The 12,758-nt window shown below is 40.5% G+C and carries 12 protein-coding genes; 3 read left to right on the plus strand and 9 right to left on the minus strand.

Features of this window, described 5'->3' with window-relative positions:
* Positions 1–157 precede the first annotated feature (157 nt).
* On the plus strand, positions 158–1,189 hold the full coding sequence (locus F3G88_RS06110) for a glycosyltransferase family 4 protein (RefSeq protein ID WP_149715643.1): 1,032 nt from the start codon (positions 158–160) through the stop codon (positions 1,187–1,189).
* Positions 1,186–2,139: a lipopolysaccharide heptosyltransferase II gene (gene waaF, locus F3G88_RS06115; RefSeq protein ID WP_149715644.1), complete on the plus strand. Its 954-nt coding sequence runs from the start codon at positions 1,186–1,188 to the stop codon at positions 2,137–2,139. The genes F3G88_RS06110 and waaF overlap by 4 nt, the downstream gene beginning before the upstream one ends.
* 34 nt (positions 2,140–2,173) lie before the next feature.
* On the opposite strand, the gene F3G88_RS06120 is transcribed toward waaF, so the two are convergent.
* The 5 genes from F3G88_RS06120 to F3G88_RS06145 all read right to left on the minus strand — a co-directional run bounded on the left by F3G88_RS06120 (position 2,174) and on the right by F3G88_RS06145 (position 9,092).
* On the minus strand, positions 2,174–2,881 hold the full coding sequence (locus F3G88_RS06120; RefSeq protein ID WP_149715645.1) for a DUF6882 domain-containing protein: 708 nt from the start codon (positions 2,879–2,881) through the stop codon (positions 2,174–2,176).
* Between the two features lie 15 nt (positions 2,882–2,896).
* A complete protein-coding gene (gene dnaE / locus F3G88_RS06125; RefSeq protein WP_149715646.1) occupies positions 2,897–6,508 on the minus strand; it encodes a DNA polymerase III subunit alpha in 3,612 nt (1,203 codons plus the stop codon).
* 688 nt (positions 6,509–7,196) lie between these two features.
* The gene (locus F3G88_RS06135) at positions 7,197–8,093 is read right to left on the minus strand and encodes a glutamate--tRNA ligase family protein (protein WP_149715648.1); all 897 of its coding nucleotides are present in this window, start codon (positions 8,091–8,093) and stop codon (positions 7,197–7,199) included.
* Positions 8,071–8,316 (minus strand): RNA-binding regulator, encoded by a 246-nt coding sequence (rbp, locus tag F3G88_RS06140; RefSeq protein WP_009294719.1) that lies wholly within the window; start codon positions 8,314–8,316, stop codon positions 8,071–8,073. The genes F3G88_RS06135 and rbp overlap by 23 nt, the downstream gene beginning before the upstream one ends.
* A gap of 224 nt (positions 8,317–8,540) precedes the next feature.
* Entirely contained in the window at positions 8,541–9,092 is a 552-nt protein-coding gene (locus tag F3G88_RS06145; RefSeq protein ID WP_149715649.1) for a DJ-1 family glyoxalase III, read from the minus strand.
* 81 nt (positions 9,093–9,173) lie between these two features.
* On the opposite strand from F3G88_RS06145, the gene F3G88_RS06150 reads away from it, so the two are divergent.
* Positions 9,174–9,431, plus strand: a complete 258-nt coding sequence (locus F3G88_RS06150; RefSeq protein ID WP_257639680.1) for a SelT/SelW/SelH family (seleno)protein — start codon at positions 9,174–9,176, stop codon at positions 9,429–9,431.
* A 44-nt stretch (positions 9,432–9,475) separates the two neighbouring features.
* Here F3G88_RS06150 and F3G88_RS06155 read toward each other — a convergent pair whose 3' ends face one another.
* The 4 genes from F3G88_RS06155 to F3G88_RS06170 are packed head-to-tail and all read right to left on the minus strand — an operon-like array spanning position 9,476 to position 12,756.
* Positions 9,476–10,087, minus strand: a complete 612-nt coding sequence (locus tag F3G88_RS06155; RefSeq protein ID WP_149715650.1) for a DUF4304 domain-containing protein — start codon at positions 10,085–10,087, stop codon at positions 9,476–9,478.
* Positions 10,088–10,111: 24 nt separating this feature from the next.
* Complete coding sequence (efp, locus tag F3G88_RS06160; RefSeq protein ID WP_004317246.1) at positions 10,112–10,678, minus strand: elongation factor P; 567 nt, start codon at positions 10,676–10,678, stop codon at positions 10,112–10,114.
* A gap of 21 nt (positions 10,679–10,699) precedes the next feature.
* Positions 10,700–12,280, minus strand: a complete 1,581-nt coding sequence (serA, locus tag F3G88_RS06165) for a phosphoglycerate dehydrogenase (protein WP_223228766.1) — start codon at positions 12,278–12,280, stop codon at positions 10,700–10,702.
* On the minus strand, positions 12,274–12,756 hold the full coding sequence (locus F3G88_RS06170; protein ID WP_103573453.1) for a hypothetical protein: 483 nt from the start codon (positions 12,754–12,756) through the stop codon (positions 12,274–12,276). The genes serA and F3G88_RS06170 overlap by 7 nt, the downstream gene beginning before the upstream one ends.
* Between the last annotated feature and the right edge of the window lie 2 nt (positions 12,757–12,758).

Raw genomic sequence — 12,758 nt, forward strand, 5'->3', positions numbered from 1 at the left:
GCGATTTTTAGGGCATTATAGCTAAAAATTTTTTAATTTTATTTTTAAGTATTTTACTATTTGTTTTTGATAAAATAAATCCCTTAAAATAAAAATCAAATGCCTTATTAATAATTATTAATGCTACTTATCTGGGCAGTGGTTTTAGGAGTTATAGATGAAAAAAATAGTATTTTTAAGAACTAATCCAAACGCAGTTGGAGGTGCTGAAAGATACTTAAGAAGGCTTGTTAAGGCCATAAATGAGCTTGGTATCCAAACTGAGATTCGCTCATATCTTGGCGACACTGGCATCTCTTCTTGGAAAAAGGCTCTAAATTTTAACCGCCAAGTAAAACGTCAGAAAAGAGAGGATGAGTTTTACTTTAGCCTAGAGCGAGTAAGCTGCGCTGACATCTACAGGGCTGGAGACGGCGTGCATAAGGTTTATAGGGCGACAAAGAGCTTTTGGTGGCTAAACCCCCTAAATTTCGTCTATCCATACTTAGAGAAAAAGTGCTTTAAAAACTCCCAAAAGATCATCACTAACTCAAATTTCATAAAAGAGCAGATCATCACGACTTACGGCATAGAGCCAGAGAAGATCACGACCATTTATAACGGCGTAAATTTACCCCAAAGGGTGCAAAAAGCCGAGGCAAAGCTCGCACTTTGTGAGGAATTCGGACTTAAATTTGAGCTTGCGACCCTGCTTTTTGTGGGAAATGGCTTTAAAAGAAAGGGGTTAAAAGAGTTTTTACTCCTTACTTCAAAGCTAAAAACGCCCGTAAATACGCTCATTGTCGGCAAAGACAAAAACATCTCAAGCTACAAACGCCTAGCTAAAAAACTTGGGCTAAACGCCTATTTTGTCGGCGAGCAAAAGAGCACGGCGAAATTTTATGAGGCGAGCGATATTTTTATCTTTCCAACGCACTATGAACCATTTTCAAATGTCGTGTTAGAGGCACTTAGCTTTAAAAATGTGGTCTTTACGACGGCTCAAAATGGAGCTAGTGAGATCTTAGAAGATAAATTTGTGCTTCAAAGCCCAAGTGACGAGAGCGCGCTGGAGTTTATAGATGAAATTCTCACAAACCATGAGCTTTTAGCAAGCCTGCAAGAGAAGGCTTATGAACTTTCTTTAAATTTTAGCATCGAAAAAAACGCCGCTCTTACGCTTGATGTTATAAAAGATGCCTTAAAATGAGAGTTTTTATCGAGCTTCCAACATGGCTTGGTGATAGCGTGATGGCAAGCGCTGCGATAGAAAATTTAGTGCAAAATGAGAAGAATTTAAAAATCATTTTTTTTGGCTCATTTGTAGCTTGCGAGCTTTACAAAAGCCATCCAAACTGCGAAAAAGTGGTCGTTGATGAGAGCAAAAAGGCTAAATTTAGATTTTTATCTCTTGCTAAAAGTGCTAAAAGTCTTGGTAAATTTGATCTAGCGCTTAGCTTTAGAAGCTCGTTTACTAGTAAATTTTTGCTATTTTTTATAAACGCTAAGAAAAAAGCCATCTTTAAAAAGAGTAAAACTGTCCTTCATCAGGTGCTAAAATATGCAAATTTTGTAAAAAATGCCCTAGGCCTAAGCGAAATTTCTACTCAGCTAAAGCTACATTTTACACCTCAAATTTCAACCAAAAAAACACTAGCTCTAAATCCAGGTGCGAGCTATGGAAGTGCGAAAAGATGGTATCCAGAGTACTTTGCGCAAGTGGCTTTAAATTTTAAAGATGAGTTTGAGATAGTCATCTTTGGTGGCAAAGGCGAGCAAGAAATTTGTGAAAAAATAGAGCAAATTTTAAAAGAAAATAGCGTAGCTTGCCAAAATTTAGCTGGCAAAACAAGTGTCAAAGAGCTTTGCGAGCGCATAGCTGGGCTTAGTAAAAATGGCATTTTCGTCACAAACGATAGCGGCCCTATGCACGTAGCTGCCGCCTTTCATGTGCCAACGATCGCTCTTTTTGGACCGACAAAATTTAGCGAAACCTCGCCCTGGGGTAATAAATTTGCAAAGATAGTGCATCTAAATTTAGCTTGCATGCCCTGTATGAAGCGAGTTTGCCCGCTGAAAACGCATGCTTGCATGAAAGATCTAAAACCACAAATGGTGATAGATGAGATAAATTTACTAAGAAAAGAGCTAGGCTATTAAGCTAAGTGCCTAATAACCCAGCCAAAATATAAACTTACAACTTCGCAGAAGCGTTTGTTAGCCTATTTAACTCATCAAATGTAAAAATTACCTTGTCTTGAAATTTACATACAATCTCATTAGGTTTTTCATCAAATTTAATGCCACAACTTAGCAAAAGCCCTTTTATAAAAAGCTTGTGATCTAGCTCATAGGCGCTTATGCACTCATTTACTACGCTTATTACTTCGTTTGCTAAAACTGGCTCTTTAAAGATAGTCTCCGCCCTAAATGCCACATATGCAGCGCCTCCATCGTAATCAATCCTATAATAGCTTAGCTCCTCGCCAAGTGCCACGCAAGCAACCAAGCTAATCGTGTGACCATTTATCTCTTCATCTAGCTCAAACTGCGCCGTGCTAAACGCTTCAAGCCCAAATTTCTCGCCAAACTCACGCGCCCTATTTGCAAGGCTAAGCAAGCGCTCATCAAAGCCATTTACATTTTCATAGCCCCAAAGCCAAGTATTTGACGAAAAGCTCTCAGAGCCGATAAACTGCATATCAAACTCCTGCTTGTCAAAGCAAATTTTGCCGCTTTCAAAGTCAGCCTGCCACTTGCTAGCCTCAACCACTTGCTTAAATAACCTCTTTTGAAGCAGCATCGCTCTGCCAAGACAAGCGCTAAAAAGCTCACTCCAGTTACCTTTATCTATGCCAAGCTCGTCTAAAAAATGGCCCTTTTTTCTAAAAATATCAAACATTTCTTGTCCTTAAATTTACGCTGATGCAGCGAGCTTTTCTATCTCTTCGCCTACATCGTCACTTATGATAAAGTCAGTCTTATAGATGAAAATTTCGCCAGTTGCTTCATTTTTTATCTTCAAGATTAGCCGTTTTTGATTATTTGGAGCATTTTTACTAAAAACTAGCGAATAAATTTGCTCCAGCTTTTGCCTGCTAAGCTCGCTCAGCATCAAAAGCACCTCTAGTTCGGCATACTCTCTTGCTTTTTGAGGGGCGCTCGCCTCTTCATTTTTGCTAAATTTAGAGTTTTGCTTTAGCTTTCTAGTCTTAAAGTCTAAATTTTGCGCATCTTCTAGGCTATAAACCTCATTTAAATTTGTCCTAACAAACTGGTCATCTCTGGTGATATTTATCCTAAAAGCATAAGGCAGATCGCGCTTTGCCTCATCTTTTACGATATCTTCGATGTTGCCAAGCTCTCTTTCAAAGACTGCGATCTCGATGTTGCCGTGAAAGTCCAGCACATTTATAGTGCCCATTTTTTTGCCACTTTTTGTGATCCTTGTGCTAAAGTCCTCGATCTTGCCAACTACCAAAATTTCAGCACTTTGTGGCAAGGTCTCAAACTCCGAGCTTAGCGTGTATTTGATCTTATTTATCTCATCTTTATAGTCATCAAGCGGGTGACCTGAGAGGTAGATGCCAACGCTCTCTTGCTCAAATTTCAAGATCTGTTTGATGTCAAATTCATCATCTATAGTGACGAAATTTATCTTCACATCATTCATGCTATCATCTTCGCCAAAGAGGCTCTCAGCCGCATTTTTACGTATCTGGGCTGCATTTTTGCAAGCTTCTACGATATTTTCTACATTTTGCAAAAGCATCTTGCGACTAAAGCCAAACTCATCGAAGCAGCCAGCTTTTATAAGGCTTTCAAAGACCTTTTTATTGACCTTAAATGGATCGATCCTTGAGACAAAGTCGTCCATGCTCTTAAACTCGCCCTTTGCGTCACGCTCAGCGATGATGTTCTCAATTGCTGCTCCACCAACGCCCTTAATCGCTCCAAGACCAAATATAATGCCGTCGTGATCACCATTTTTAACGACGCTAAATTCTTTGGTTGATTTGTTGATAGATGGTGGCAAAGTATCGATGTTTATGCGTTTTATCTCATCGATGTAGCGAACGATCTTATCGACGTTGCTCTCCTCGCTTGTTAGAAGCGCCGCCATAAATTCAGCCGGATAGTAAGCTTTCAGATAAGCCGTCTGAAACGTGACATAAGCGTAGGCTGCGGAGTGAGACTTGTTAAAGCCATATCCTGCAAATTTAACGATCAGCTCGAAAAGATCGTCCGCTTTTTGGCCATTTAGCCCTTTGGCTTCAGCACCTTTTACAAACTCGCCCTTTAACCTATCCATCTCTTCTTTGATCTTTTTACCCATCGCACGACGCACAAGGTCCGCCCCACCAAGACTAAAGCCGCCTATGGCTTGCACGATCTGCATGACTTGCTCTTGATAGACGATGACGCCGTATGTTGGCGCAAGGATCGGCTCAAGCTCCTTAAATGCGTATGTTATCTCCGCCTCGCCATGTTTTCTTTTGACGAAGTCATCAAGCATACCACTCTCCATCGGTCCTGGGCGGTAGAGTGCTAGCATCGCGACGATATCCTCAAAGCAGTCTGGGCGCAGGCTCGTCCCTAGCTTTCTCATACCCTCGCCCTCTATCTGAAAGATGCCGATAGCTTGGCCACTTTGTATCATTTTATAAACGCCAGAGTCGTTTTTATCGACTTGCTCCCAGATGATGTCTCTGCCAGTGCGCTGTTTAACGAGCTTGATCGCATTGTCGATAACCGTTAGCGTCTTAAGGCCAAGAAAGTCAAATTTTATTAAATCAACGTCTTCAAGGTATTTTAGACTATACTGCGTCACAAAGCGATCTTCTGGGCTGTTTGGCTGGCGAAATAGCGGAGTTTTGTTCCAAAGCTCTTCGTTTGAGATGACAACGCCTGCTGCGTGCTGACCGGCGTTTCTGTTTAGCCCCTCAAGATCAAGGGCAAATTTCCAAATTTTTGCCGCCTTTGGATTTTGGCTTATTAGCTCAGCTATCTTTGGCTCTTTCTCGTAGGCGTCTTTTAGCGTGATGTTAAGCTCATCAGGGATAAGTTTTGCCATCGCATCAGCCTCCGCATAAGGCATGTCGCAGACTCTAGCGACATCTCTAATGACACCTTTTGCGAGCAATTTACCAAATGTAATAACACCAGCAACGTTAAATTTGCCGTATTTTTGCGTGACGTAGTCGATGATCTCGCCACGTCTGCTTTGGCAAAAATCCACGTCGATATCTGGCATGCTAACGCGCTCTGGATTTAGAAATCTCTCAAAAAGCAGGTTGTATGGGATAGGATCAAGGTCGGTGATCTTTAGCGAGTAAGCGACCAAGCTACCAGCCGCGGAGCCACGCCCTGGGCCAACTGGCACGCCTCTGCGCTTAGCTTCATTTATAAAGTCCCAAACGATCATCATATATCCTGGGAAATTCATCTTATTGATGATGCCGATCTCTATCTCAAGGCGCTTTCTATACTCTTCGTGTAAATTTTCAGGGACAAATTTCAGCCTCTCTTCAAGGCCCTTTCTACACTCATGCTCGAAAAAAACAGCGTCATTTTTGAAGCTATATCTGTTTTCTGGCTCTGGGAGGGTCAAATTTCTCTCCTTGGCGCACTCAAGCGTAAATTTGAAATTTGGCGGAGTTGGGTTGCCAAGCTTGATCTCAAGATTGCACTTATCCACGATCTCTTGGGTGTTTTCTATCACTTCAGGGATATCTAAAAATAGCTCATTCATCTGCTCTTTGCTTTTGACAAAAAACTCATGGACGCTGTGTCGAAGGCGGTTTGGATCATCTAGAGTTTTGTTCATCGCGATACACATGAAAACCTCGTGCGCAGCGGCTCTTTCTTTAAAAGTGTAGTGGGTGTCGTTTGTGGCGATGACCTTGATGTCAGTCTCTTTTGCGATACGCAAGATGTCATCGTCTATGCGCCTTTGATCGCCGATGCCGTGGCGCATGATCTCAAGGTAAAAGTCATCTCCAAAAATTTCTTTATATTCAAGCGCGACCTCTTTTGCCCGCTCATAGCCTTTAGCGCCAAATTTAACGTTACGCTCGCTTAAATTTAGATGCCAGCTCACCTCGCCCTGCAAGCAAGCAGAGCTGCAAACTAGGCCCTCGCTATGCTCTTTTAAGATTTTTTTATTGATACGAGGATAGTAGTAAAAGCCCTCGATGTAGCTCATGGAGCTAAGATACATCAAATTTTTATAGCCAGTCTCGTTTTTGGCGATTAGGATGAGGTGAAAGCGCTGCTTGGTGCTCTTATCATCGAGCTGCTCGCCGTTATGCACATAAGCCTCGATGCCAATTAGCGGTTTTATACCATTTTTTTTCATCTTTTTGTAGAAATCAATCGCGCCAAACATGTTGCCGTGATCCGTGATCGCTGCTGCCGTGTCGCCTCTGTCATGGAGCGTATGAGCTAGCTCTTCTATCTTGTTTGCTCCGTCTAGTAGGGAGTATTCGGTGTGTAAATGTAGGTGTGTAAAGCCAGAATTTTCACTCATTTTTTATCCTTTTTAATGAGCGGATTTTACAAAATTTTGGCTAATAAGGCGCTTGATGAAAGCTTAACAATAGCTTTAAAATTTAGAGATTTTTCAGTCTGTGGCAAGAACAAAGCGCATGGTTAAGCTGTCACGCTGCACCATTTTGCGTTTGAGAAATTTTAAAATTAGAGCTGGCATATTACATTGTCAAATTTAACCTCAATAAAATTTTAAACCGCATGCGCTACGCTAGCACAATCGCATGCAGTTAAAAAACTCGAGCAAATTTTAAAATTTCATGAATGAGTAATTTCGGATCTAAAATTTGAGCTAAGCTGCAAGCGAAGCCAAATTTTAGTAGTCAATTCTTGCGAGTGAATGGAATTTTAAAATTTACTCTGCGATATAAATTTATCAAAGGGAGACAAGGGGACTTAAATTACGAAGCCGTCCCCTTATCCCCCTTTTTAAATCCCCCAAACCCCTCGCACGTTCAAGGTGCATGCGATAGTGCTAACGCACTGCATGCGTTTTTGTTAAAATCCAGCAAATTTTAAAATTTCATGAACGAGTAATTTCGGCTCTGATTTTAGTGGCAAGCTTTGCGAGACCTAAATCAGTAGTCAATTCTTGCGAGTGAATGAAAATTTTAAAATTTGCAAAATAGTGCAAACAATAGCACTAGCACTACATATCTAAATTTTTATCAAATTTTAGAGTGCATCAACCTCTCGGCTATATTTTTAAGCCTAAATTCATAAAGAAGGTTTGAAATTTTATCTGCTGAGTTTAAATTTAGCCCAAGATCACTTGCTAGCATTTTGTAATAAATTTGAGGATTTTGGCTTAGATCAATTGGCGGTGATTTTGAGCTTTTAGAAAGCTTTTTAGCTCCGTCTAAAAGTAGCTTGTGGTGGATAAATTTAGCGTTTAAAAAACTAAAATTTAGCCTTTTTGCAAGGTATCTTTGAGCTAGCGTGCAAGGCAGCAGGTCCTCACCTCTAACGACCAAATTTACCCCCATATCCTCATCGTCAATGACGCTTGCAAAGTTGTAAGCCGGGGTAAAATCCTTTTTATAAATGACAAAATCGCCCATCTGCGCTGCTACTTGCCTGCCAAGCTCGTCATTTTCATCCACGCTTAGTCTAATAGCGGTTTTATCTTTTATAAATTTTAACTTTTTGTCTTTGCAAATTTTAGTGTAAATGCCGTTTTCATAGGCATCTTTGGTAGCTCTTGTGCACTCACAAATGTAAATTTCATCTAGCTTTTCAAGTGCGTTTTCATATCTTTTGGCTCTTGTTTTGAAGCTAAAATTTTGCTCAAAGTCGCTAACGTTTTTAGCACCTTTGTCGCAATCTAGCCCCAGAAATTCTAAAACGTCAAAGATATTTTGAACAAATTCGCGCCGGTATCTGCCAAGGTCATAATCATCAATCCTTAGGTGCAAAACGCCGCCCAGCGAGCGCGTCAGAAGATACGTCAAGATGAAGTTGTAGGCGTTGCCAGCGTGCAGGTAGCCGCTTGGTGTCGGAGCTATGCGAGAGACTATGCCACCAAATGGTGGCAAATAGTCATTAATCCCTTGGTCTAGCCTCATTTACTCTTAAAGTGCGTCCGCCAAGTTCTTTTTCATTTAGTGCGTCGATCGCCTTTTGGCCCTCATTCGCGTCGTCCATTTCAACAAATCCAAAGCCCTTTGAGCGGTCTGTCTCTCTATCTTTTACGATTTTTGCGCGCCTTACTTCACCAAATTGTGCAAAAGCTTCCTTCAACTCTGCCTCTGTCGTTCTATACGACAAATTTCCTACATAAATGTTCACAGGATTATTCCTTAAAAAAATTATCGATCTGATCGATTAGAGAAATAATAGCTTATTTCCGTCAAAAAGATGTAAAAACCAAGAAAAATATTACAATTTTTTAAAAAATATCCTTAAATGCAACAAATCGCAACAATACGGCATTATAATATCTATCACTAAACAAAATTTATCCTTAAGTTTAAGTAGAATAATTAAATAAAAAATTACAATTTTTTTATAAACTATTTATAAAGTAAATCATTTTTTACTTTATGGTAAGCCTCTTCGCCAAGCAAATTTTTCACTATAAAAAGCGCAAATTCCATAGAAAAAGCTGGTCCCTTGCCAGTGATGATGTTTTGATCTTTTAGCACGTTTTTATCGCTCACGTAGCCTCTTTTGTCGCTTCTTACATTTTCTTCAAAGCCAGGATAGCAGACAAAATGCTCTTTAAGCACACGAGCTCGCTCAAGCACCATAGGAGCGGCACAAATGGCACAAATTAGCTTACCTTTTTTGTCAAATTCTTGCAAAATTTCTCTTAGTTTGGTGTCATTTGCGAGATTTTCTGCACCAGGCAGACCTCCTGGAAGCACGATCGCATCATAGCCTAGCTCCTCCACCTCACGAAGTGTGACATCAGCTTTTACGCTTATGTTGTGAGCACCCCTGATCTGCACGTCCTTCAAGCTAGCGATAGATGCTATAGCTCCAGCTCTACGCAAAACATCGACGGAGGTTAGTGCCTCGATCTCCTCAAAACCATCAGCTAGGATTACGGCTACCTTTTTCATAAAATCGTCCTTTCTCGTGTTATCTGTTTGTTAGGATAAATTTTATATAATCAAAGCTTATTTCACAAGAAAGGACAGAGCATGCAAGTAAAAATTATTTACTGCAACTCTTGAAACTATCGTCCGGTAGCTTCTCGTGTAGAAGATGAAATAAAAGCGAACTTTAGTGATGCAAGAGTCGAGTTGGTTGTAGGAGACGGTGGAAATTTCATCGTCGAGGTTGATGGAAACGTTATCTTTTCTAAAAAAGATCGCATCGGAAACGATGAGTCAAGGTTCCCACACGGCGAAGAGATCACAACTCTTATAAACAAATATCTCAAAGAAAAGTCGGCTTAATGCTAACTAGCGGGGCAGGCAACTGCCTCGTTCTTCCATCAAATTTACTCTTTAAAATTTATCTCATCTTGTTTATATTTTCTAAGTAGCTCGTTTATCTGATTTTGAAATTTCTCCCATCTTGCCTCGCTGCCGTGCTTTGCGTAAAGCATCTTGGCATGTGAGATCAAAATTTCACTTTTATCTTTTATCAAAAGATATTCGTAGAGTTGATTTATCGTTGCAAGACCATTTTGTTCGAGCATTAGCTCTATTAAATTTTCCTCCGAGCTATTTTGCCCCAAAAATTTAAAAACAAAGCCAAGGTCGTTTGCTAAATTTTCATAAATTTCTTCCACGTCACTATCTAGCTCTAGCTCGTAGTGCGCCAAGGCTGTCTTTGAAATTTCATGCGCTCTAGCTCTAAAATGACACTCATACTCTTTTGGCTTGCTAAGTGCTTCTTTACCAAGGGTAGCCTCTATAAATGAGCCATAAATGCCACAATTTATATAAAATCTCGTGTACTCTGAGTCATTCCAGCTACTTTTTTGAAAATTTACAACGCAGGTAAAATTTGGAGTATTTTTGTAGAAATTTAAAGCGCTCTTGCTAAAGCCATTATCCTTAAATAGCGGCTTTAGCAAAGCTACAAGCTCGTCAAATTTCTCTTTCATAAATTTAACGTGCCAAATACGTGGTTATTTATTTGCGCGCTCGATGTACTCACCACGAACTGTATCAACGCGGATGACCTCGCCTTCTAGTACGTGAAATGGTATCTGAACTACCGCGCCACTCTCAAGAGTAGCTGGCTTTTTGCCACCTTGTGTATCGCCCTTGAAATTTGGTGGAGTCTCAACTATCTTTAGCTCGACTACTTGTGGCACTTCAACGCCGATCGCATTGCCGTTGTGAAATAAAATTTCAACCATCATGCCATCGATCATCCACTTTTTAACATCACCCACATCCTCATCGCTGATCGCAACTTGCTCGTAAGTAGTCGTGTCCATAAACTGGCAGAACTCGCCGTCGTCATAGAGATACTGCATCTCTTTCTCTTCAAGATGCGGTTGCTCACACTTGTCACCTGCGTGAAAAGTCTTTTCAAGAACCTTTCCATCGACAAAAGATTTGATCTTTGCACGAACAAAAGCTGCACCCTTGCCCGGTTTAACGTGTTGATATTCTACGATTTTATAAGGAACGCCATCGATCTCGATCTTTAGTCCCTTTTTTAGATCGCCCATTGAATATGAAGCCATTTTTTATCCTTTCAAATTTGTTTATATAACTGCGTATTGAGCCCAAACACAAGCTTCAAGTGCGTTTAATCTCTCTAGCGTTTCTATTTTTATATGTTCATCGACCAAGATGACCGCAAGCGCCATGCCGTGCTCATCTCTGCCAAGACGGAAGTCTGCAATGTTTATCTTCTCGTCAGCCAAAATTTTACTGATCTGAGCGATAACGCCCGGTACGTCGTGATTTTTGAAGATAATCATCTTACCTTTTGGTTTAAAGTCAGTCTTAAAGCCATTTACGGTTACGATGCGCTGTTGATTTTCACCAAAGACCGTGCCACCAACGCTTACGATGCCATTTTCAGTAGTAAGACGAACCGTGATCTTATTTTTAAAGATACTATCTCCACCTGTGCTAGTTTCAGTAGTTATGCCTTTTTCGTCGCATAAAAATTTAGCATTTACATAGTTTATCGCGTCGCCAAGACTCTCTTTTAAAGCACCAACTATGGCAAATGTTAGCATTGAATTTGCATATTCGCCAATCTGCCCGTGAGTCTCTATACGGATAGCTTTGATGGCACTTTTGTTTATCTGAGCTGCAAGAAATGCCATCTTGCTTGTAAGATCAATATAAGGCTCAACAAACGGCGGTAGATCTTCTGTTTTTATAGGTAAATTTAAAGCGTTTGGATAGCTTATACCACGTGCTGCCAAGATAGCTTGCTCAACTGCCTCTACTGCAATGTTGCGCTGCGACTCAAGGGTATTTGCTCCAAGATGTGGCGTGACGCTTACATTATTTAGATCAAGAAGCGGATGACTTGTTGCTGGCTCTTTTGTAAAAACGTCGATACCAGCAAAAGCTACCTTGCCGCTTTTTAACCCCTCATAAAGCGCCTCTTCGTTATAAAGGCCGCCCCTAGCGCAGTTTATAAGTCTTACGCCATCTTTCATCTTTGCTATCTCTTTAGCGCCGATCATATCGGTTGTCTCTTTGGTCTTTGGAGTGTGGATCGTGATAAAGTCGCACGCCAAGATATCGTCAAAATTTTTAGTATAAGTGCCGCCCATATCGATGACCTTAGATGGATCTATATATGGGTCGTAGGCAATGATATCCATGCCAAAAGCTTTAGCACGAGCTGCTACTCTTGAGCCGATGTTGCCAAAGCCGATCACGCCTAGTTTTTTCTTAAACAGCTCAACCCCATACCACTTCTCACGCTTCCAAATTCTATCTAGCTTTAGATCGTTGTGAGCGTATTCAAGTGATCTTGCAGCTGCTAGCATGTGAGCCATAGTTAGCTCAACTGCTGCGATAGTATTTGCAGTCGGGACATTCATAGCGATGATGCCTCTTCTTGAGCAGCCATCTATATCAACATTATCCACGCCAACACCAGCTCTAACGATAGCTTTTAGTTTTTTACCAGCTTCTAAAAACGCCTCATTTACCTCGGTCGAGCTTCTAGTGATCGCCACATCAGCCTCGCCTAAAATTTTTAAAAGCTCGTCTTTTGGAATATTAACTGCGTCTATTATATTTATATCTTGCTCTTTTTTTAAAAGCTCAAAACCTACTGGGTGTATCGCATCGCAAACAATGATAGTTTTCATAATTTTACCTCTCTTACACTTGAGTGGATGTCGTAAACTCTTAGCTGCAGTATTATATTTTGAAGCAACTTTGAGTCTTGAGTATTTAAAAAGATCTGGCTTTTGGCGCCGTCCTTTACAACAGTGAAATCAACCTCGCTACTTCGCAAAGTCTGCATCAAACAAAACATAGAATAGATGTCGTTTTTATCTATCATAAGTTCATATGCTGTGATCTTTGGCTTTTCTATCTTAGGTCGGTTGTATTCTATAAAAATTTCGTTTACAGGCAATACGTAATCTTTTTTCTTAATAGTTGCCAGCTCGTTGATCCAGTTTTCACTGCCGGCTGTATTTTTGGTTATATTTTGCTCGTTTGTTATATTGTTTTCAGGGGTCTGGCTGAAATTTACACTTGCAAATTTAACAAGATAAACTCCAACCAAACCTAATATCACAAAGAGCAGAACAACTACTGATAAAAGCGTGCGTCTGCCCATTT

The sequence above is a fragment of the Campylobacter concisus genome (assembly GCF_902460675.1).
In the GTDB taxonomy this organism is placed as follows: Bacteria; Campylobacterota; Campylobacteria; order Campylobacterales; family Campylobacteraceae; genus Campylobacter_A; species Campylobacter_A concisus_AJ.